Origin of the sequence: Streptomyces sp. NPDC051173 (genome assembly GCF_040689515.1) — a bacterium.
GTDB lineage: Bacteria > Actinomycetota > Actinomycetes > Streptomycetales > Streptomycetaceae > Streptomyces.
Window position 1 is genome coordinate 16,183 of record NZ_JBFBBD010000069.1, and the last position, 21,002, is coordinate 37,184.

At 74.6% G+C, this 21,002-nt stretch carries 14 protein-coding genes; 9 read left to right on the forward strand and 5 right to left on the reverse strand.

Translation table 11 applies throughout. The features are described 5' to 3' along the window. Positions 1 to 12 precede the first annotated feature (12 nt). On the forward strand, positions 13 to 828 hold the full coding sequence (locus tag AB0435_RS27455) for a hypothetical protein (protein ID WP_366007919.1): 816 nt from the start codon (positions 13 to 15) through the stop codon (positions 826 to 828). Between the two features lie 199 nt (positions 829 to 1,027). On the opposite strand, the gene AB0435_RS27460 is transcribed toward AB0435_RS27455, so the two are convergent. Continuing rightward, the gene (locus AB0435_RS27460) at positions 1,028 to 1,213 is read right to left on the reverse strand and encodes a DUF6104 family protein (protein WP_301892376.1); all 186 of its coding nucleotides are present in this window, start codon (positions 1,211 to 1,213) and stop codon (positions 1,028 to 1,030) included. Between the two features lie 171 nt (positions 1,214 to 1,384). Here AB0435_RS27460 and AB0435_RS27465 point away from each other — a divergent pair, with 171 nt between their 5' ends. The 7 genes from AB0435_RS27465 (at position 1,385) to fxsT (ending at position 12,921) form a co-directional block, all read left to right on the forward strand. Further along, positions 1,385 to 1,783 carry a CU044_2847 family protein gene (locus AB0435_RS27465; protein ID WP_366007920.1) on the forward strand — a complete coding sequence of 133 codons (399 nt, stop codon included), beginning with the start codon at positions 1,385 to 1,387 and terminating at the stop codon, positions 1,781 to 1,783. A gap of 32 nt (positions 1,784 to 1,815) precedes the next feature. Further along, a complete protein-coding gene (locus AB0435_RS27470) occupies positions 1,816 to 3,915 on the forward strand; it encodes a trypsin-like peptidase domain-containing protein (protein ID WP_366007921.1) in 2,100 nt (699 codons plus the stop codon). Between the two features lie 148 nt (positions 3,916 to 4,063). Further along, the gene (locus tag AB0435_RS27475) at positions 4,064 to 5,071 is read left to right on the forward strand and encodes a MoxR family ATPase (RefSeq protein WP_366428184.1); all 1,008 of its coding nucleotides are present in this window, start codon (positions 4,064 to 4,066) and stop codon (positions 5,069 to 5,071) included. Positions 5,072 to 5,077: 6 nt separating this feature from the next. Beyond that, on the forward strand, positions 5,078 to 8,131 hold the full coding sequence (locus AB0435_RS27480) for an SAV_2336 N-terminal domain-related protein (protein WP_366428185.1): 3,054 nt from the start codon (positions 5,078 to 5,080) through the stop codon (positions 8,129 to 8,131). A gap of 102 nt (positions 8,132 to 8,233) precedes the next feature. Beyond that, the gene (locus tag AB0435_RS27485) at positions 8,234 to 8,461 is read left to right on the forward strand and encodes a hypothetical protein (protein WP_366428186.1); all 228 of its coding nucleotides are present in this window, start codon (positions 8,234 to 8,236) and stop codon (positions 8,459 to 8,461) included. A gap of 44 nt (positions 8,462 to 8,505) precedes the next feature. Next, on the forward strand, positions 8,506 to 9,834 hold the full coding sequence (locus AB0435_RS27490) for an HEXXH motif-containing putative peptide modification protein (protein WP_366428187.1): 1,329 nt from the start codon (positions 8,506 to 8,508) through the stop codon (positions 9,832 to 9,834). A 60-nt stretch (positions 9,835 to 9,894) separates the two neighbouring features. Beyond that, entirely contained in the window at positions 9,895 to 12,921 is a 3,027-nt protein-coding gene (fxsT, locus tag AB0435_RS27495) for an FxSxx-COOH system tetratricopeptide repeat protein (protein WP_366428188.1), read from the forward strand. A 79-nt stretch (positions 12,922 to 13,000) separates the two neighbouring features. Here fxsT and AB0435_RS27500 read toward each other — a convergent pair whose 3' ends face one another. The 4 genes from AB0435_RS27500 to AB0435_RS27515 all read right to left on the reverse strand — a co-directional run bounded on the left by AB0435_RS27500 (position 13,001) and on the right by AB0435_RS27515 (position 19,753). Then, a complete protein-coding gene (locus AB0435_RS27500) occupies positions 13,001 to 16,822 on the reverse strand; it encodes a multifunctional oxoglutarate decarboxylase/oxoglutarate dehydrogenase thiamine pyrophosphate-binding subunit/dihydrolipoyllysine-residue succinyltransferase subunit (protein WP_366428189.1) in 3,822 nt (1,273 codons plus the stop codon). Positions 16,823 to 17,062: 240 nt separating this feature from the next. After that, a complete protein-coding gene (locus AB0435_RS27505) occupies positions 17,063 to 18,238 on the reverse strand; it encodes a HAMP domain-containing sensor histidine kinase (protein WP_366007687.1) in 1,176 nt (391 codons plus the stop codon). Beyond that, positions 18,235 to 18,972: a response regulator transcription factor gene (locus AB0435_RS27510; protein ID WP_366007686.1), complete on the reverse strand. Its 738-nt coding sequence runs from the start codon at positions 18,970 to 18,972 to the stop codon at positions 18,235 to 18,237. Before AB0435_RS27510 ends, AB0435_RS27505 begins: the two co-directional genes overlap by 4 nt. A gap of 91 nt (positions 18,973 to 19,063) precedes the next feature. Beyond that, complete coding sequence (locus tag AB0435_RS27515; RefSeq protein WP_366007685.1) at positions 19,064 to 19,753, reverse strand: spermidine synthase; 690 nt, start codon at positions 19,751 to 19,753, stop codon at positions 19,064 to 19,066. A 199-nt stretch (positions 19,754 to 19,952) separates the two neighbouring features. Here AB0435_RS27515 and AB0435_RS27520 point away from each other — a divergent pair, with 199 nt between their 5' ends. Further along, positions 19,953 to 20,750, forward strand: a complete 798-nt coding sequence (locus AB0435_RS27520) for a rhomboid-like protein (protein ID WP_366428190.1) — start codon at positions 19,953 to 19,955, stop codon at positions 20,748 to 20,750. The last annotated feature ends 252 nt before the right edge of the window (positions 20,751 to 21,002 follow it).

Consider the following 21,002-nt stretch of genomic DNA (forward strand, 5'->3'; position numbering starts at 1 on the left):
TAGCGTTGTCGCATGTCCGCAACTGATCACAGCCGCGCGGCCGGGGTCCTGCTGCTCTGCCGGGCCGAGCCCGACCGCGTCCGCCCCTCCGCGCAGCTCCTGAACGAACCCCTGCTCCTCGTCCCCGCGGGCGAGGGGTGGAGCGCGCTGATCCCCGGCGAGGACTCCTGGCGCACCGAGGACGCCGACCCGGCCGCCGCGGCGGCGGGCTGGGCGCACGCGCTGGCCGTGGCCGAGACCTGGCCCGTCGTCGGGCTGTGGTGGGACGCGAGCGGCGCCGGCTTCGTGGTGGCGGCGGGCTTCCGCCGTACGGTCGGCTACACCTGGGCCGCCGACGGCACCCCGATCGGCGAGGAGAGCGCCATGAGCTCCCTGCGCGCCCGGGTCGGCCTCGACCCGGTGCTCGACGGTGCCGCGCTCGACGGGCTCACCCGGCCCGACTCCGACGCGGACGCCGCCGCGCGGGTGCTCGGCGTGATCGCGGTGCTCTCCCGCACGGGCCTCACGCTGCCGTCCGGCCTGGCCCCGGGGGTGGGCGCCGCCCGCCTGCGGGCGGCCGCGCTGCCCGTCGCGGAGGCGGTGGACTGGCCCGGCTGGCGCGAGGCCGTACGGGCGGGTCTCGACGCGGCGGAGCGCGGCGTCCTCGGGACGTGGACGCGCGGGCCCCGGGCGCGGGCGCTGGGCGCCACGGAGCTGGTGGCCGGGCTGTCGCTGGCCTGCTGGGGCCGTCGCTCCGGACGGCGCGGCTGGGCGGCGGCGGGCGGGGTGCTCGCCCTGGACGGGGCGCTCACGCTCGCCTACGACTGGTGGCGCGAGCGGGATCTCTGACCGGGGGCCGGGGCGGCCCCGGGGTCTCGGGCGCGGGTCGCTGCCTCCGTCCGGGCCCCAGACGGCGAGCGCTTTTCGGCCGCGTCCTCGAACTCCCCCAGAGGTGCCCCGACGGGCTGGAATCTCCGGACCGCAGTCCTGAGAGACGCGGACCGCGGCCCGCGTGTCCAGCCCGTCCGGTCAGGGCGTCGCGCGGTTCCTACAGGTCGTCGTCGTCCTCGTCGTCCAGCCGGGCCAGCCACGTCGCCAGGCGCTCCACCGGGACCTCGAAGTCCGGGTTGAGGTCGACGAACTCGCGCAGCCGCTCGGCGACCCAGCCGAGGGAGACCTCCTCCTCGCCGCGCCGGTTCTCCAGCTCCTCGATGCCTCGGTCGGTGAAGTACAACGTGCTCTCCGTCAGGGATAGTCGGGGTCGGCAGCAGGAGTGCCCGGCGCCTGCCAGGGGCATAACTGCATTCCTGTCCAGGATAGGCGGGGCGTTGGCCACGGCCTCTCGCGCCCGTCCCGCCCGAGGACTAGCCTGCTGCAACACGACGCGGGGATCGGGGGTGGCGGCGTGGCCGACGGGATCACTCAGGTCCGCCTGGACGACGGCACGGTCGTCTGGGCGCGGATCAGCGAGGCACACGAACTGGAGCGGCCCGGGGAGGGCTCCGGAGGGTACGTGGACTCCGGCACCGGGGACGCCGTCCGGCGCGTCGCGGGCCTCGCGGGCGGACTGACCGATGTCGTGCGGGGCGTCGTCGGCTCCCTGCGCCCGGCGCTCGCCGCCGTCGCGCCGCAGGAGGTCACGGTCGAGTTCGGCATCGAGCTGTCCGCCAAGGCGGGCCACGTGATCAGTCTCCTCGCCGACGGGGAGGGCAAGGCGTCGATCAACGTCTCGCTCACCTGGTCGGAGCGCGGGGAGCCACGGCCCGCGACCGCGGAGCCGCCCGCTACCCCCAGCGCTCCTTGAGCGCCCTGGACGGGACCGTACGCCGGTCCGTCGTGCGCATTTCCGCGCCGGACAGCGGGTATCACCCGAGCGGTGCCGGATTCTGGGGCAGCGGCTTCTTCATCGCCCCCGGGTTGGTGCTGACCTGCGCCCACGTGGTGGGGATGGGGGGTGGTGACGTGCTCGGCGGAGATACGGCCATCGCCGTCACCGACTGGCGCGAGCACACCACCGAGGGCCGCGTCGCCGCGGTGCTGCCGCCGCCCGACGACCCCGACCGCCCGCCCCGCGCCTGGAAGCTGCCCGACCTGGCCCTGGTCGAGGTGGCCGGCGCCGAGGAGGCCGAGTGCCTGTGGCTCAGCGACCGTTCGGCCGTCGTGCCGGCCAGGATCAGCCTGCACGGCTGGTCGACGGAGACCGGCGAGCTCGCCCTGCGCTCGGGCACCGGCACGGCCAGCGGCACCGACGGCCCCGAGGGCAGCGCCATGCTGCTGCGCGGTGAGATACCCGTCGCCGGGTGCTCCGGCGGGCCCGTCGTGGATGTCGCGCGCGGCGCGGTCGTCGGGGTGTGCAAAGGGCGCGGCCAGGACACCGCCGGGCTCGCCGTCCCCGTCACCGCGCTGCGCCGGATGGCCAACGAACGGCCCGGCCGGGACCGGCTGCACGCGCTCGTCCGCGCCCACGACCGGCACCACCTGCGGCGCTACCGCACCGTCGGCACGGGCGGCAGCTGGACCGGCTTCCAGCACGCGCTGCGGGCCGCCGGTGCGGGCGGCTTCACGCCCGTCCTGCGCACGCACCTCTTCGCGCGGCTGGCCGAGCTGTCGCCGCCCGGCACGCCCGGCGAGGTCATGTCGCTGGTCGAGGAGGTCAAGCGCCGGATGCTCCAGGGGCCGTACCAGCCGGGCACCGAGCACGACCCGCGCACCTGGCGGGAGGGCGTGGGCCTGCTCTACGACCTCAGGGACGAGGAGGCGCGCGAGCCCCGGCGGGACCTGGAGCTGGAGGCCGTGCTGCTGTACGCGGCACGCGTCGCCGCCGCCGTCAGCCGCGCCGGGAACCCCGCGGACGAGGCGCCGCTGCGCGAGCTGAGCGGCTGGCTGACCGGGCGCGAGGAGCCGATCGAGCCCGTCATCAGGGATGAGATCGACCAGATCCTGCACGGCGGCGCCACCGGCCGGGAGGAGCCGCGCGAGGAGCCGGTGCCCGGCACCGTCGAGCTGCGCAAGCCCGAGCGCCGGAAGGTCGAGCCGGGCGTACCGGACGCCCGGGCCCGTGCCGACGTGCTCGTGGAGATAGACCCCCTCCTCTACGACGACAAGTACCGCTGGCGCGTCCAACTGCTCCATGAGGATGCCCCGTTCGTCATGCTGCGCGACGACAAAGTGGGCGTCCCCCGGGCGCAGTTGGAGGAGGCGCTGCGCGAGACGATCGCCGAGGCTCTGCGCCAGGGCGACGTGGGCGAGCACCTCGCCGCCGTGGAAGTCGCCCTGCCGCGTGAGCTCTTCGACGAACCGGTGGACGCCTGGCAGCTCTCCCTGCCCACCGTGGGCGACACCTCGGCCCCCTCCTTCATGGACCCGGACACCCTGCCCCTCGGCCAGCGCCGGGTCGTCGTGCTGCGCGACCGGCGGCGGCGCGACCACCCCGCGAGCCCGGAGTGGCGGCGCCGCTGGGGCGGTACGGCGCGCGGCCCGCTGGCCGCCGTGCCGCTGCGCGGCGACACGCTGCGGCGGGGCCACGACGGGCCGGGCCGGGAGAGCGGCCACGTCGCCTACGACCGGCTGTCCGGCGCCGAGGACGCCGCCGTGCCCGTCTACTGCGGACCGGTCGCGGCGGGCGCCGGCGCCGTCGCGATGGACGCCGCGCTGGCCGCCGGGCACGCCGTCGTGATCTGGCGCAGATGCGCCACCGGGCATACGGATTGCGCCGAATTTCACCGCCACGTGTCGGCACTCGTGTGCGAGGCGAAGACCGCGGCCGGGCTCCACCGGCGCATCCGCAGCCTCCGCATCCGCAGCGCCGACCCCGACTACCCCGACCCCGAGGTCCTCTGGGCGCGGTCGATTGCCCTGCTCTTCGACTCGCCGGACCGCCCGCCCCTGCCCGATCTCCCGCTGTACGCGCCCGGTCTCCGCCCAGGACCGCCGTGATGACGGGCCGTCAAGCACGTGACAGGAGACTGTGCCGGGACCCGGCGGCCCATGGCCGTGCCGGTACCTTCGAGCGGGGACCCGGGACCGACGGGGCACCCGGCACAGCAGACCCCGGGGTGACGACACCAGCTGTGAGGAGACCGGCGTGAACGACTGGCGCATCTACCGGGGAGCGGGCCTGCCGCACGACGGGATACGGCACCTCCCGCCGCCCCCGCCCTGGCGGGACTTCGCCGCCTCCGGCCCCGACACCGGCGCGGACACCGACCCGAGCGCCGCCCGCAGGCTCGGCGTGCTGCGCCGCCTGGTGGAGAACCACCACCCGCGCCCCGACGAGGTCGAGGCCGTCAACGCGGCCCTCTACCTCCGCCGCCCGCTCCTGGTCACCGGCAACCCCGGCACCGGCAAGTCCACCCTCGCCCACGCCGTCGCCCACGAACTCGGCCTCGGCCGGGTGCTCCGCTGGCCCATCGTGAGCCGTTCCGCCCTCCGCGACGGCCTCTACCGCTACGACGCGATCGCCCGCCTCCAGGACGTCCAGCTGGAGCGCGCCGGGGGCACGGAGCACGGCGAGCGCCCCTCCATCGGGTCGTACGTGCGCCTCGGGCCGCTGGGCACCGCGCTGCTGCCCGCCGACCGGCCGCGGGTGCTGCTCGTCGACGAGCTCGACAAGGGCGACCTCGACCTGCCCAACGACCTCCTCAACGCCCTGGAGGAAGGCGAGTTCACGCTGCCGGAGCTGGAGCGCATCGCCGACCGCGAGCCCGAGGTGGAGGTGCTCACCGACGACGGCGGGCGGGCCGTGATCAGCGGCGGCCGGGTGCGCTGCACCACCTTCCCGCTGATCGTGCTGACGTCCAACGGCGAACGCGACTTCCCCGCCGCCCTGTTGCGCCGCTGCATCCAGCTCGACCTCGAACCGCCCGGTGAGGAACAGCTGACCGCCATGGTCAGGGCCCACCTCGGCGAGGAGGCGGTCAGCGAGGGCGACGAGCTCATCCAGCGGTTCCTCGACCGGGAGCCCGGCGAGGTCATCGCGGCCGACCAGCTCCTCAACGCCCTCTTCCTCACCCAGCACACCCCCCGTGCCGAACGGGTCACGCGCGACCGGCTCGCCGACATGCTGATGCAGCCACTGGACCGTCCGAGGTGATGAGGTATGACGGCGCCCCCCGACCCACGGCTGGGGCAACTGGTCGCCCGCCTGCGGGCCGCGGCCTGGGACCTCACGCCGGAGGAGATCGCCGACGCGGTCTGGCTCGCCCGGTGGGTCACCCCGGCCACCCGCCCCGGCGCCGGCCCCGAGCCGGAGCCCGCCCCCGTACCGGCCCCCGGCACGTACCCCGCCGCTGACACCACGGCCCCCGCGACCGTGCCCGGCACGCCGCCCGCGCCCACGGCCCGCCGGCCCGTACGGCACGCCGAGCGATCGGGCCCCGTGTCGCTGTACGCCGGGGGACCGCGCCGGGCGCGGTGCGCGCGGACCCGGGACGGCGCCTTCCCCATACGCGTGCCCATGGCCGCGTCCCTGCCCGGCCTGCTCGACCTCCAGCGGGCGCTGCGCCCCCTGCGCGGCTACCGCCCACTCGTGGCGCCCCCGCGCGGCCCCCTCGACGAGGAGGCCACCGCCGACCGCGCGGCCCGCACCGGAGTCCTCGACCCGCTCTACCGCCGGGGCGGACGCCGCGCCGTCGCCATGCAGTTGCTCATGGACGTCTCCCCGTCCATGGTCGTGTGGGAGCGGATGCTGGAGGAACTCCGGCAGACCTGCGCCCAGTTGGGCGTCTTCAGCGATGTGCAGGTGCGCTATCTGCACCGGGCCGCCGACGGCACCCCCCTGATCGGCACCTCCGCCGCTCCCGGCCGGACGCCCGGCAGCGCCCTCCACCCGCGCCCCGCCGACCAGTTCCGCGACCCCACCGGCCGCCGCCTCACCCTCGTGATCAGCGACTGCGTGGGGCCGCTGTGGCAGGAGGGCCGCGCCCAACGGCTCCTGCACCACTGGTCGTCCGCCTCGCCGCTCGCCGTCGTGCAGCCGCTGCCGCCCCGCCTGTGGCCGCGCACCGCCCTGCCCGCCGACGCCGGACTGCTGACCCGCGACCCCGGCCCCGGCGGCCGGCTCGGCTTCGACCCCGAGGGCTACGGGCCCCCGCCTCCGCCCGGCGCCCTGCCCGTCCCCGTCCTGCTGCCCACCCGCGAGGCCCTCGGCACCTGGGCCCGGCTCCTCTCCGGACCCGGCCGCACCACCGTCCGCGGCGCCGCCGGCTGGGTGCTGCCCGGCCACCCCGCGCTCCGGCCCGCCGCCCCGGCCACGGGCCCGGCGCCGACCGCCGACGAACTGCTCAGGGCCTTCCGCGCCTCCGCCTCACCGGGGGCCCTGCGGCTCGCCGTGCACCTGGCCGCCGTGCCGCTGGCCCTGCCCGTGATGCAGGTGGTGCAGCGCGCCATGCTGCCCGACACGGGGCCCATGGAACTGGCCGAGGTGCTGCTCAGCGGGTTGTTATGGCAGCTGCCCGACCCGGAGCGGGGCCCCGGGCACTGGTACGAATTCGTCGACGGCGTACGGGAGATGCTCCTGCAGTCCCTCGACCAGGGCGCGGCCGCGCTCGTCCTCAAGCACTGCTCCGAATACGTCGAACGGCACTTCGGCAAAGGCGCCCGCAACTTCTCCGCGCTCGCCGTCGCCCGCCTCGCGGGCCCGCCCGCCGAGGCGGACCACGGAACGCCCCCGGACACCGACGAGGACGGCGGGGGCACCGAGCCCGAGCTCTTCGCCGAGGTCCCCGCCCGCGTGGTGCGCTGGTACCAGCCCCTGCCCGCGGGCACGGGCGAGCCCATCGAGAACGGTGAACTCGGCGAGGCGGAACGCCTGCTGCGGCTCTGGCACCTCCAGGCCGACCCCACGCTCCTCCACGAGGCCCGCGAGCGCGCCGCGCCCCACGCGCGGCAGCCCGCGGACACCCCCGAGGGCATCCGCGGCCGCCTCGTGCTCGGGGGCATCCTCCGGGCCCTCGCCGGCACCGAAGCCGTGCGCCGGGACGCCACCGCCCGCACCGCGACCCTGACGGAGGCCGTCGCCCTGCTCACCGAGGCCCACGACCACGCCGAACCCGGCAGCACCGCGCGCACCGACGCCGCGCTCGAACTCGCCTCGGCCCACCACGCCCGCTGGCAGGACGACGGCGACACCGCCCACCTGCTCGCCGCCGAACGCGCCCTGCGCGCCCTCCCCGCCGACGACCCCACCGGCACGCTGCGCCTCGGCCGCGTCCTCCTCGCCCTCGCCCAGGCGGTGCCCGACCCAGGGGCGTACGCCTCCGACGCCGCGGCCGAACTCCGCGCCGCCTGCGGCCTCCTGGAGGCCGAGGACGCCCCCGAGCCCCAGCTGTGCGCGGCCCTCCTCGACCTCGCCACGGCACTGCGGCTGTCCGCCGCGCCCGCCGCCGACGCCCTCGCCGTCCTCGACCGCGCCGGGCGCCTCGCCGCCGACGACCCGCTGCGCCTGCGCCGCCTCACCGAGCTGGCCCGCGTGCGCACGGCGGCCGGGGCGTGGGAAGGGGCGGACGACGCCTACACCGCGGCGGTCGACCTCACCGGCCCCTACAGCCCCTGGCGTTGCGCACTCCTCGCCGAGTGGGGCGAGTCGCTGCTGCGCCGGGCGCGGCTCGACCCCGCCTCCGAGGCGCTCGCGCGGGCCGAGCCCGTGCTCCGGGAAGCTTTCGCGATCAGCCCCGGCAAGGACCCCGGACGGCCCCGCGTCCAGCTGCTCCTCGGGCGCGCGCTCGTCCTGCGCTTCGGCCGGCAGGGCTTCCCGCCCGACCTCTACGAGAGCGTCCACCTGCTCGAACAGGCCGCCCGCCACGCCCCCGACGCCCGCACCCGCGCCGAGTCCTGGCTGGAGCTGGGCGCGGCCCGGCTCACGCTTTACGACGAGCGCGGGCCCGTGGCCCTGGACAGCGTGGTCACCGCGTTCACCTCGGCGGTGCGGGAGGCCCGTGACACCCCCGGCGGGGCGCCCGGTTCGGTGCTCGCCGCGCGCGCCGCCCACCGCCTCGGTGAGGTGCTCGAACGCATGGCGCGGCCGCGCGCGGCCCTCGCCGCCTACCGCGACGCCGCGCGCGAGTGGAGCGAGCTCACCGCCCGGCACGCCGACGTCCCCTGGGCCGAGGTCCAGGCGACACGGGAGTGCGTGACCCGCCTGAGCGAGCCGTGACCGGAACGCCACCCGAACGGGTTTCCGCCCGACGGCCCCCGGGAAGAACCGTGCAGCCGCGGGGGCCACGGGCCGGTGGAGGGCGGCAGGGAGGAGCACAGAGTGCCGAAGCTCAAGCGCACCGCGTCGGCCCGCCAGGCGCACCCGGTGGAACGGGTGCCACCGGTGCCCGACCTCACCGGCGTCGACCTGCGGACCCTGCGTCACGCCGAAGACCCCGCCCTCGGCGCCGCCGTCGAGGAAGTCCTGCTCGACCCGGGCGAATTCGAGGAGACCTGGTACTCGAGCGGCGAGGACGCGACCGGCGGGCGGGCGCCCGGCAAGCACTGAAGCGGGGCCGGATCCGGACGACATGGGGGAGCGGGGAAGCCGGGATGACCGTGCGGCACGTCGATGCGAACGGGGTGCCCGCGCCGGCGGCCCTGGCGCGCCTCGCCCGCACCCGGTCCGTGCCCGCCGACCTCGACCTCCTGCTCCGCGGCCTGCACAGCCGCCGCCTGATCCTGCTCAAGTCCCTGCTGACCGGGCTGGACCGGAGCGCGCACACCGTGCCCGCCGCTGTCCGCGCGCGCTTCGAGGAGCACTGGCGGCTGCTGGAGCGCGCCGAGGAGCGGAACCCGGCCGCCGTCCGCGAGACCCTCGACTACCCCGCCGTCGGCACCTGGCTGGCCGGCGCCCTCGCCGCCCCGGGCCCCGGCCCGGCCTGCCGCCTCGGCCACTTCGGAGCCGTCGCCGCCGCGGCCGCGCTCCGCGCCGGCACCCCCTTCGCGCTCACCCTCGCCCCTCGGAGCGGCCTGCTCGCCCTGCCCGGCATCGGCGTCCTCGCCACCTCCGCCCCGGCCGTCCGGCTCACCGTCCGCGCGCACACCGCGCACCTGAGGCCCGAGGGGAGGGGTGCCGGGGCGGTCCTGCTGCGCACCGGCGGGCGGGTCCACGGCACCGGCCCCGGCTGGCACGGCCTGCGCCGGCTGCCCGGCACCACCGCCTTCCTGGACGACCTCGACCCCTACCGCGCCCCGCCCGAGGGCGTCGGCCGCGCCGCGCTGCCTCCCGCGCCCCGCTCCGCGACCGGCGCCGAACCCTGGCTCCGGCGGTGGCGGTCCGCGCTCGCCCTGCTGCGCGCCACCGACCCGCAGCGCGCCGCGGAGACGGCGGCCCTGCTGCGCTGCCTGGTCCCGCTCGCCCGCACCGGGCCGTACGGACAGGGCGCGTACGGGGTCAGCGCGACCTTCCGGGCGGCGCCCGGCGCGGTCCTCGCCACCCTGCCGGACACCCCCGCCGAACTCGCCGCCGTGCTCGTCCACGAGACGCAGCACAGCAAGCTGGCGGTGCTGCACGACCTGCTGCCGCTGCACCACGCGGGGCCGTGCGCCGCCTACCGGGTCGGCTGGCGCACCGATCCGCGCCCGCTCGCGGGGGTCCTCCAGGGCACCTACGCCCACTTGGCGCTGGCCGACTTCTGGGGCCGCGTGGCGGGGCGCGCGGGGCTTCCGGCGGGCGCCCGGTCCGCCGCGCGCGCCCGGCACGATTCCTACCGCCGACAGGTCGCGGAAGCCCTGCCCATCCTGCTTGAATCCAATGAACTCACCCCCGCGGGCGTCGAGTTCGCGAACGGAATGCGAGCGCACCACGCGGGTCTGGGGCGGACCGCCGGGCCGGCCGCGGCACTCGGCGGACCGTCACCGTTCGGTGACGTACGGTAATCTTGGTGCCGTGCCGGCCCAACCGGCGGCCACGGCGCGGAGCAGTGAGGGGACGTGCGCATGAGTGACCGAACCGGTGCCGCGCAGAGCCGGCCCGGGCCCGCGGGCGAGCACTTCGTCGTCGTGTTCGCCGGCTTCCACCGGCCCTGGGCCACCTGGATCCGCCACCGGCTGGAGAGCCACGGACACCGGGTCAGCCTGTACCGCTGGGACCCCCGCCGGGAGGTCCCCCTGGAAAGCGCCCTGGAGGACCTGCTGCTGGCCTCCGGGCGGCTGCTGCTCGTCCTCAGCGACTGGTTCTTCCAGCTGGGCCCGCGCCGCGACGGCGAGTGGAGCGAGGCCCTGCGCGGCGTCGTCGCCGCCAACGCCGAGCGGTTCGCCGCCGTCAGCCTCACCAACCGCGCCCTGCTGCCCGCCACCGCCGTCCTGGAGCCCGCCGACCTCTACGGCATCGGTTCCCAGGAGGCCGAGCGCCGCCTCCTCGCGCGGCTCGGCCTGCCGCCCGGCCCACCGCGCCGCGGCATCCCCGCCGGCCCCGGCTCCCGCTACCCCGGCGACCCGCCGGCCGTCTGGGGCGAAGTGCCGCGCCGCGACCCCCGGTTCACCGGCCGCGACGACCTCCTCAACGAGCTCCAGCGGCAGCTGACCGACGCCGAGCAGGGCACCGCCGTCTGCGCGCTCCTCGGCATGTCCGGCATCGGCAAGACCCAGCTCGCCGCCGAGTACGCCCACCGCTTCAGCTCCGACTACGACGTCATCTGGTGGGTCAACTCCGATATGCGCGGCACCCAGCGCGAGCGCCTCGGCGAGCTCGCCGCCGAGCTGGGCCTGACCAGCGGCTCCGAGCCCGGTGAGCGCATTCGCGCCGTCCGCGAGGCCCTGCGCCGCGGCGAGCCGTACGGCCGCTGGCTGCTGATCTTCGACGGCTGGGACGACATCGACGGCGCCCGGGAGCTGCTCCCCGAGGGCCCCGGGCACGTGCTGATCACCTCCCGCAACCGCAGCTGGACCACCCAGGGCGCGACCCCGCTGGAGGTCCCCGGCTTCCAGCGGCACGAGTCCACCGGCTATCTGATGCGCCGCGCGCCCCGCATCACCGCCGAGGAGGCCGCCGAGGTCGCCACCGAGCTCGGCGACATCCCCCTCGCCCTCGTCCAGGCCGCCGCCTGGCTCGGCGAGTCCGACATGGCCGTCGCCGACTACCTCCGCATGGTCCGCGACGGCGAGCTCTCCGGCCTCGCCGACCAGGGCGACTTCGACGGAGTGCCCCGCTCCTCCCTCACCTCCTGGTCGATACTGATCAACCGGCTCCGCGAGACCCAGCCGCACGCGGTCGAACTCCTCACCCTGTGCACCTCCTTCGCCCCCGGCCGGATCCCCATCGGCCTCGTCCGCCACCTCCCGCCCGCCGAGCTGCCCGAGAGCCTCGGCTGGCTCGCCGCCGAACTGCCCAGCTGGACCAGGGCACTGGACACCCTCGTCAACTACTCGGTCTTCACCCGCGACACCCGCGGCACCATCCCCGGCGAGCCGGGCCCCGAGCAGGAGTCCGTGCGCATGCACCGGCTCGTCCACGACATCGTCGCCCGCCTCACCTCACCCCAGGAGCGGCAGGCGCACCAGCGCATCGTCCGCCGGATGCTCGCCGCCGCCGACCCCGGCAACCCCCAGGACACCCGGCTCTGGCCGCGCTACGCCGAGCTCCTCCCGCACCTGGAGCCCTCCGGCGCCCTCGGCAGCCACGACGAGCGGGTCCAGGAGACCGTCCTCAACTGCCTGCACTACTGCCACCGCAGCGGCGAGTTCCGCACCGGCATCGAGCTCGCCGAGCAGGTCCGCGCCCGCTGGACCGAGCTCTTCCCGCCCGAGCACCCCCGCATGCTCGACCTCACCGTCCGCCAGGGCAACATCCTCCGGGCGTACGGAGTCTTCCGCGCCGCCTACGAACTCGACCGGGAGCTGCTGGAGCGGCTGCGCGCCTGCGCCCCCGCGGCCCCCCGCCCCGGCACCGGCACCGCCCTGATGACCGCCACCAGCTGCCTCGCCGCCGACCAGCGCTACCTCGGGCAGTACACCGAGGCCCTCCAGCTCCAGCGCGAGGTCCTGAACACCGCCCGCGAACTCCTCGGCCCCGACGACTACTTCACCCTCAACGCCCAGCACAACCTCGGCGTCGGCCTCAGACTGCTGGGCCGCTACGCCGAGGCGTACGACACCGACCTGGAGGCCCTGCGCAAGCGGGAGTCCCTGCTGCGCACCCGGCACGCCGCCACCCTCGTCTCCGGCATCTCCTGCGCCCGCGACCTGCGGCTCATGGGCCGCTACCGCGACGCGCTGGCCCGCCAGGAGCTCGGCATGCGGCTGCACCTCCAAGTGCTCGGCCCCCAGCACCCGCAGACCCTGCGCGCCCACCACAACCTCGTCCTGTGCGAGCGGCGCGCGGGCGGCTTCCAGGACGTGGGCGCCGCCATGGCCAGCCTCCTCGAACAGATGGAACAGGTCCACGGCCGCGGCCACTACGCCACCCTCGGCCTCGTCGTCGACCACGGCAACCACGCCCGCGAGCACGGCGACCTCGGCCACGCCCGCGACCTCATCGCCGAGGGCGAGGCCGGCTTCCGCGCCCTCCTCGGCCCCGCCCACCCCGTCACCACCGGCATGCTCACCAACACCGGCCTCGTCCTCCAGGCGGCCGGGGAGCGGGCCGAGGCGCTCACCATGTTCGAGGCCGCCTACGCCGGGCTGTCCGCGACGCTGGGCCCCGAGCACCCCTGGGTGCTCGGCTGCGCCCTCAACACCGCCGCCGGGCGCAACTTCAACGGCCGCCTCGACGCCGCGCTGGACCTCAGCCGCGACACCCTCCACCGGTCCCGGCACGCCCTCGGCGAGGACCACCCCCTGACCCTGTCCTGCGAGGTCGCCCTCGCCGCCGACCTGCGGGCCCTGCGCGAGCACGAGGAGGCGTCCAAGGTCGAGCGGGACGCCCTCCAGCGGCTCACCCGCACCCTGGGCGCCCAGCACCCGCACGCCCTCTCCGCCCGCCAGCGCACCCGCCCGTACTGGGACTTCGAGCCCTACCTCGGCTGAGCCGCCGCACACGGGACAGGGCCCCCACCGCCGCTGCGGTGGGGGCCCTGTCCTGTCGCTTCGCGCGAGCGCGCCGGGATCAGATGTCGAAGACCTCGGCGACCAGCGCCTGCTGCTCCGCCTGGTGGCGCTTGGCCGAGCCGACCGCCGGGGAGGAGGAGTGCGGCCGGGAGATCCGGCGCAGCCGCTCCCGGGCCGGGATGTCGGCACCGACGGCCAGGTCCAGGTGGTCGATCAGGTTCAGCGCGATGAACGGCCACGCACCCTGGTTCGCCGGCTCCTCCTGGGCCCACACGAACTTCTCCGCCGCCGAGTACTTCGCGAACTCGGCCTGGAGCTCCTCGCCGGGCAGCGGGTAGAGCCGCTCGATACGGACGATCGCCGTGTCGTTCGCGCCCCGCTTGGTCCGCTCGGCGACCAGGTCGTAGTAGACCTTGCCGGAGCAGAAGACGACCTTGCGGACGTCCTCGGTGGCCACGGTGTCGTCACCGATCAGCGGACGGAAGGAACCGCTGGTGAACTCCTCCACCTTCGACGCCGCGGACTTCAGACGCAGCATCGACTTCGGGGTGAAGACGATGAGCGGCTTGTGGTGCGGGTTGTGGACCTGCCAGCGCAGCAGGTGGAAGTAGTTCGACGGCAGCGTCGGCATGGCGACCGTCATGTTGTTCTGCGCGCAGAGCTGGAGGAAGCGCTCGATCCGGGCCGAGGAGTGGTCCGGGCCCTGGCCCTCGTAGCCGTGCGGCAGCAGCAGCGTGACGCCGGAGGTCTGGCCCCACTTCTGCTCGGAGGAGGAGATGAACTCGTCGGTGATGCTCTGGGCACCGTTGACGAAGTCACCGAACTGGGCCTCCCACAGCACCAGGGCGTCCGGGCGGGCCAGGGAGTAGCCGTACTCGAAGCCCATCGCCGCGTACTCGCTGAGCAGCGAGTCGTAGACGTTGTAGCGGGCCTGGTCCTCGGACAAGTAGAGCAGCGGGGTGTAGTCCTCGCCGGTCTCGCGGTCGACGAGCACCGCGTGGCGCTGGCCGAAGGTGCCGCGGCGGGAGTCCTGGCCGGCGAGCCGGACGGGGACGCCCTCCATCAGCAGCGAGCCGACGGCGAGGGTCTCGCCCATGCCCCAGTCGATCGTGCCGTCCTCGATGCTGGCGGCGCGGCGCTGCAGCTGCGGCACCAGGCGCGGGTGCACCGTGACGTTCTCCGGCACGTTGACCTGCGTCTCGGCGATCCGCTTGACGACCTCCTGGGAGATCGCGGTGGTCACCGGGGCCGGGAACTGCGGCAGCTCGGCCACCGGCTCGTAGGCCGCGGGGGCCGCGTCGGCGTCCCGGACCTCGACGAAGACCTTCTCCAGCTGGCCCTGGTAGTCCTGCAGGGCCTGCTCGGCCTCTTCCAGGGTGATGTCGCCACGGCCGATCAGCGACTCGGTGTAGAGCTTGCGCACCGAGCGCTTCTTGTCGATCAGGTCGTACATCAGCGGCTGGGTGAACGAGGGGTTGTCCGACTCGTTGTGGCCCCGGCGGCGGTAGCAGATCAGGTCGATGACGACGTCCTTGTTGAACGCCTGGCGGAACTCGAAGGCGAGCCGCGCGACGCGGACCACGGCCTCCGGGTCGTCACCGTTCACATGGAAGATCGGCGCCTCGATCATCCGGGCGACGTCGGTGCAGTACATCGACGAGCGCGAGGACTCCGGCGGCGCGGTGAAGCCGACCTGGTTGTTGATCACGATGTGCACGGTGCCGCCGGTGCGGTAGCCGCGCAGCTGCGACATGTTCAGCGTCTCGGCCACGACGCCCTGGCCCGCGAAGGCCGCGTCGCCGTGCAGCTGGACGGGGAGGACGGTGAAGTCCGTGCCCGCCTTGCCGATGATGTCCTGCTTGGCCCGCGCGATGCCCTCGACGACCGGGTCGACGGTCTCCAGGTGCGAGGGGTTGGCGGCCAGCGAGACCTTGATCTGCTCGCCGTCCAGGCCCGTGAAGGTGCCCTGCGCGCCCAGGTGGTACTTCACGTCGCCGGAGCCGTGCATCGACTTCGGGTCGAGGTTGCCCTCGAACTCGCGGAAGATCTGCGCGTACGACTTGCCGACGATGTTCGCCAGCACGTTCAGCCGGCCACGGTGGGCCATGCCGATGACGACCTCGTCCAGGCGCGACTCGGCGGCCGCGTCCAGCACCGCGTCCAGCAGCGGGATGACGGACTCGCCGCCCTCCAGGGAGAACCGCTTCTGGCCGACGTACTTCGTCTGGAGGAAGGTCTCGAACGCCTCGGCGGCGTTCAGCCGGCGCAGGATGCGCAACTGCTCCTCGCGCTCCGGCTTGGAGTGCCCGCGCTCGACCCGGTCCTGGATCCACTTGCGCTGCTTGGGGTCCTGGATGTGCATGAACTCGATGCCGGTGGTGCGGCAGTACGAGTCGCGCAGCACGCCGAGGATGTCGCGCAGCTTCATCAGCGACTTGCCCGCGAAGCCGCCGACCGCGAACGCCCGCTCCAGGTCCCACAGGGTGAGGCCGTGCTCGGTGATGTCGAGGTCGGGGTGCTTGCGCTGGCGGTACTCCAGCGGGTCGGTGTCGGCCATGACGTGGCCGCGGACCCGGTAGGAGTGGATCAGCTCGAAGACCCGGGCGGCCTTGGTGACGTCGGCGTCGTGCGAGGCGTCGATGTCCTTGAGCCAGCGGATGGGCTCGTAGGGGATGCGCAGCGCCTCGAAGATGTCGTCGAAGAAGCCGTTCTCGCCCAGCAGCAGCTGGTTCATGATCCGCAGGAACTCGCCGGAGGCGGCGCCCTGGATCACGCGGTGGTCGTAGGTCGACGTCAGCGTCATGACCTTGGAGATGCCCAGCTTGTTCAGGGCGTCCTGCGAGGTGCCCTGGAACTCGGCCGGGTAGTCCATGGCGCCCACGCCGATGATGACGCCCTGGCCGGGCATCAGGCGCGGCACGGAGTGCACGGTGCCGATGCCGCCGGGGTTCGTCAGCGAGGCGGTGACCCCGGTGAAGTCGTCCATCGTCAGCTTGCCGACGCGGGCGCGGCGGACGATGTCCTCGTACGCCTGCCAGAACTCGAAGAAGTTGAGCGTCTCGGCCTTCTTGATGGCCGCGACCACGAGCTGGCGGTCGCCGTTCGGCTTCACCAGGTCGATCGCCAGGCCGAGGTTGACGTGCTCGGGCTTGACGAGGGTCGGCTTGCCGTCCTTCTCCGCGAAGGAGTGGTTCATCGACGGCATCAGCTTCAGCGCCTGCACCATGGCGAAGCCGATGAGGTGCGTGAAGGAGACCTTGCCGCCGCGGGCGCGCTTCAGGTGGTTGTTGATGACGATGCGGTTGTCGAACAGCAGCTTCACCGGGACCGCGCGGACGGACGTGGCCGTCGGCAGCTCCAGCGAGGCGTTCATGTTCTTCACCACCGCGGCGGCGGGGCCGCGCAGCGGGACGTACTCCGGGCCCTTGGCGGGCTCGGCCGGCGCGGCGGCCTTGGGGGCGGCCGCGGCCTTGGCGGGCGCCGCGGCCGCGGGCTTCGCCACGGCGGGGGCGGCGGCCGCGGGCTTCGCGGGCGCGGCCGCGGGAGCAGCGGCCGGAGCCGCCTGCTGCGCGGCGGGGGCGCTCGCGGGAGCCGGCGCGGCCGGAGCCGGCGCGGCCGGAGCCGGGGCGGCCGGTGCCGCGGGTGCGGCGGCCGGGGCACTACCGGTCAGGCCCGGCGGCGGCGCGGCCGCCGTCTGACCCGGCTTGTAGTCGGCGAAGAAGTCCCACCAGGCTCGGTCGACCGAGTTCGGGTCCTGGAGGTACTGCTGGTAGATCTCGTCGACGAGCCACTCATTGGGACCGAAGACGTCGGCAGGGCTCTTGCCCTGCCCGTCCTGGTCGGTCGAGACGCTCGAGGTGTTGGGGGACTGTGGCGACACGGCGGCAACCGCCCTCTTCCGCTTCACAAGGTGATGGACAGCGGAAATAAAGGCTACGCCTGTCTGTACCGATGATGCAGGCCACCCGGGCCAGTCGTCGCGCAAGTCACATTCATCGAGGGGTTTCGAGGCATGACTTGGCGGGAAACACACGGGGTTCCGCAGGTCCCGGGGGATTCAGGGTTCGCTTGAGCGTGCCCCACACTCCCTCGAATGTGTGCCTCCGCCACCGACCCTACGTCAACCTTGATCGCGCGGCCCGCCCGGAAGGGTGACCTGTATGCGGCACCCCTGAGGGGATTCGGCCACGCCGATGCTTCCCCCGTGCAGATCCACCGCCCAGCGCGCGATCGCCAGCCCCAGCCCCGTACCGCCGTCGCTGCCCGGCCCCTGCTGGCCCGAGCCGCCCCGGTTGAAGCGCTCGAAGACACGGTGCCGCTCGGCCTCCGGGATGCCCGGCCCCTCGTCCAGCACCTCCAGGTCCAGCGACTGGGCGCCCTCGCCCCGGCGCGCCCGCACCGTCACCCGGCCGTGCGGGGGGCTGTGCTTGACGGCGTTGTCCACCAGATTCGCCACCACCTGGTGCAGCCGCTCCGCGTCGGCGTGCGCCGTGAGCTCCGGCGGCGACACGTCCAAGTGCAGGTGGACGTCCTTGCGGGCGTGCGGCGAGGAGCCCGAGCCGTTGGCCATCCCGGCCTCCTTCAGCACCCCCGCCAGATACGGCCACACCTCGAAGCGCCGGGCGTGCAGCGGCACGACCCCGTTGTCCAGCCGCGACAGGTCCAGCAGCTGCTCCACCAGCCGGCCCAGCCGCTCCGTCTGGCGCAGCGCCGTGCGCATGGTCTCCGGATCGGCGGCCGAGACCCCGTCCACCACGTTCTCCAGCACCGCTCGCAGCCCCGCGATCGGGGTGCGCAGCTCGTGCGAGACATTGGCGACCAGCTCCTTGCGGTGGGTGTCCACCGCCTCCAGGTCGGCCGCCATCCGGTTGAAGGCCGTGGCCAGGTCCCCGAACTCGTCCCGCCGTCCGGCGCCCACCCGCCGGGTGTAGTCACCCTGTGCCATCGCCCGGGTGATCTCGGTCATCTCGTCCAGCGGCGCGGTCAGCCCGTGCGCCACGAACTGCGTTATCAGCAGCGAGGCGATGATCGAGAAGACGGTGATCACCCGGAGCTCGGTCGCCGAGTGGAGCGCCACGAAGACCAGGAAGGTCGTTATCACCACCGACCCGATCACCAGCGCGCCCAGCGCCGCCTTCACCGAGCGGTAGGGGTCCAGGGGCCGCAGCGCCTCCCAGACCCGGCCGCCCAGGCCCCCGGACGGCACGGGACGGTCCTGCGGGCGCTCCGCCCGGCCCCGGGCGGCACCCCCCGCCCCGGCGGCCCGCTCCGGCCCGCCGCCCGTCCCGCCGCTCATGCCGCCGGGGTCTCCAGCGCGTAGCCGACCCCGTGGACCGTACGGATCCGCTCCGCGCCGATCTTCCGGCGGAGCGCCTTGATGTGGCTGTCCACGGTCCGCGTCCCCGAGGCGTCCGCCCAGTCCCACACCTCCGCGAGCAGCTGCTCGCGGGAGAGGACGGCGCGCGGGGTGTTCGCCAGGCAGACCAGCAGGTCGAACTCGGTCGGAGTCAGGTGCACGTCAGCGCCGCGCACCCGCACTCTGCGCTGCGCGTGGTCGATCTCCAGCTCGCCCAGGCGCAGGATGCCGGTGCGCGGCGTGTGCGCGGCGAGCGCCGCCCGCTCCACCCGCCGCAGCAGCACGTGCACCCGCGCCGCCAGCTCCCGCATCGAGAACGGCTTGGTCATGTAGTCGTCCGCGCCCACGCCCAGGCCGACCAGCATGTCGGTCTCGTCGTCGCGCGCGGTGAGCATCAGCACGGGCACCGGCCGCTGCGCCTGCACCCGGCGGCACACCTCCAGGCCGTCGAAGCCCGGCAGCATCACGTCCAGGACCAGCAGGTCCGGCTGCCACGCCTCGGCGGCGTCCACGGCCGCCGGGCCGTCGCCCGCGGTCCGCACCTGGAAGCCCTCGGCCCGCAGCCGGGCCGCGATGGCGTCGACGATGGTCCGGTCGTCCTCGACGACGAGCACCCGGCGCTGTGCCCCGGCGGAGGCTGCGGCACCGTTCGGGCCGATGTGTGTCTGCTCCATGCGCCCCGCCCCTAGCGTCTTCCGTGGCCCGCTTCCCACACACGGTCCTGCGGCTGTGGCAAGCAGAGTACGGGCAGGTGGCTGGGCGCGGCTACGCGGCACGAAGCCCGAGGTGGACTACGTCCGGTACGCCCCGGGCAACGGTGATCTCTTCGGTTCTTACCCCTTCGAACCCGGCATTCCGGAGCGCCTCTTCGAACGCCTCCGACGGCCGCGCCGACCACACGGCGAGCACGCCGCCGGGCGCCAGCCGGTCGTGGCAGGCCAGCAGTCCGGCGGGGGAGTAGAGCCCGCCGTTGTCCTCGGTGACGGTCCAGCCGGGCCCGTTGTCGATGTCCAGGCACAGGGCGTCGTAGGTGACGGAGGCGGTCCGTACGTACCGCACGAGGTCCTCCCGCACGATCTCCGTACGGGGATCCGCCAGCGCCCGTGCCGAGAACGCGGCCAGCGGGCCGGCGCGGTGCCAGTCGATCACGGCCGCCTCGCGCTCCACCACGGCGATCCGCCCCCAGCGCGGCTCCTCCGCCGCCCGCGCCAGCGAGAAGCCGACGCCCAGGCCGCCGATCAGCACCGCCGGATCCCGCCGCCCGGCGGGCAGGGCGGCCAGCGCCGCGTCGACCAGGAGGCGCTCCGAGCGGCCGTCGGAGGTGTCCATCAGGAAGCAGCCGTTGGCGATGATCTCGTAGACCTCGCCCCTCCGGCGCAGCGCGACCTCGCCGTGCGGTCCCTCGCGGCGGTCCACGGTGACGGGTGACGCGTGACGGACATCCTGATCGGTCATGGCGGGGCCTTCCGTAGGTCGGGAGCCCGGCGGACGCAGCGGACGGATCTTCGGTTGAGGGTCGTGACGGGAGTCACGGCCAGAGGTTGATTTGCCGGGCCACTGGGGACCTTAATGTTCACAGTGAGGGCGGAGAGTGAGGCCTGGGGCAGGGCCGCCCGTGATCCATCGCGCAGCCGCCGGAAAGGGGCCTGGCCGAGTGACTCTGGTTGACCCCGCGATGTCGCCTGGCGGCGGGCCTCCGTCCGGGACGGAGGCCGAGCCCGACGCCGGGGCGGCCGTGACCCCGCCCGTATGCCTGCCGTCGCCACGCGAGCCGGTCGCGGCCGAGGCCGCCGAGACCGCTGAGACGGCCGGCTCCCGGTTCCGGTGGGCGGGCCGGCTGCGCCGGATCCTCCCGACGCCCACCGGTACGCCGTTCACCTTCGTCTACGGACTCGTGCTGCTCGGCACCGCGCTCTTCGCCGAACTGGGCGACGAGGCGACCGTCAACCAGCTCCTGCGTGACTCCAGCACCGACGCCGCCCACCTCGCCGACCAGCCCCTCGTCGTCCTCGTCGCCAGTGCCCTGTGGGTGGCGGGCGGCCTCTATTCGCTCTACGGGCTGTTCTTCGCCGTCGTCCTCAGCTCGCTCGAACGCCGCATAGGCCCCGCCCGCACGGCCGGGGTCTTCCTCCTCGGCCACGTCCTGGCCACCCTCGCCACGGAGCTCCCCGTCGCCGGGGCGGTGGCTGCGGGCCGCCTGCCGGAGGCGTCGCTGCACCGGCTCGACTACGGCATCAGCTTCGGCGTGATGGCCTCCGTGGGGGCCTTGTCCGTCCTCCTCCGACGGCCCGTGGGGTGGGCGCTGCTGGGGTTCGCGGCCCTCCTCTGCGCGCAGGACTTGATCGAATTCGCGGATCCCCTGGCCAGCTGGGGCCATCCGATAGCGCTGCTCACGGGGATGGCGTGCGGCCCTTTTATTCGAGACCGGGGCGGGCCGGGGCGCGTGCGCTAGCCCCTCCGGGGGGCGGGTGCGTTGCGCCTGCGGCGGGCGGCCTCAATCGCCGGCCGGGCTGGGGTGGTGGGTGCCGGGGGTGTGGCCTCCGGGCTGAGGACCTGGAACGCGGTGCATGGCACCGCCATACGTATTGAGTGCCCTGACAACGCACCGCGTTCCAGAACCTCACCCTCCGGCCCCACCCCCTCCGCCGGTGGGTACGTTCACGGCCCTGGGTGCGCCGTTCTTTTCTTTTCAGCCCGTTGGGGG

What these genes read in the sequence shown, in the direction of transcription:
- AB0435_RS27455 (WP_366007919.1), top strand. Translation starts at nt 13, where the DNA reads ATGTCCGCAACTGATCACAGCCGCGCGGCCGGGGTCCTGCTGCTCTGC.
- AB0435_RS27480 (WP_366428185.1), top strand. Translation starts at nt 5,078, where the DNA reads ATGACGGCGCCCCCCGACCCACGGCTGGGGCAACTGGTCGCCCGCCTG.
- AB0435_RS27490 (WP_366428187.1), top strand. Translation starts at nt 8,506, where the DNA reads ATGACCGTGCGGCACGTCGATGCGAACGGGGTGCCCGCGCCGGCGGCC.
- fxsT (WP_366428188.1), top strand. Translation starts at nt 9,895, where the DNA reads ATGAGTGACCGAACCGGTGCCGCGCAGAGCCGGCCCGGGCCCGCGGGC.
- AB0435_RS27505 (WP_366007687.1), bottom strand. Translation starts at nt 18,238, where the DNA reads ATGAGCGGCGGGACGGGCGGCGGGCCGGAGCGGGCCGCCGGGGCGGGG.
- AB0435_RS27510 (WP_366007686.1), bottom strand. Translation starts at nt 18,972, where the DNA reads ATGGAGCAGACACACATCGGCCCGAACGGTGCCGCAGCCTCCGCCGGG.
- AB0435_RS27515 (WP_366007685.1), bottom strand. Translation starts at nt 19,753, where the DNA reads ATGACCGATCAGGATGTCCGTCACGCGTCACCCGTCACCGTGGACCGC.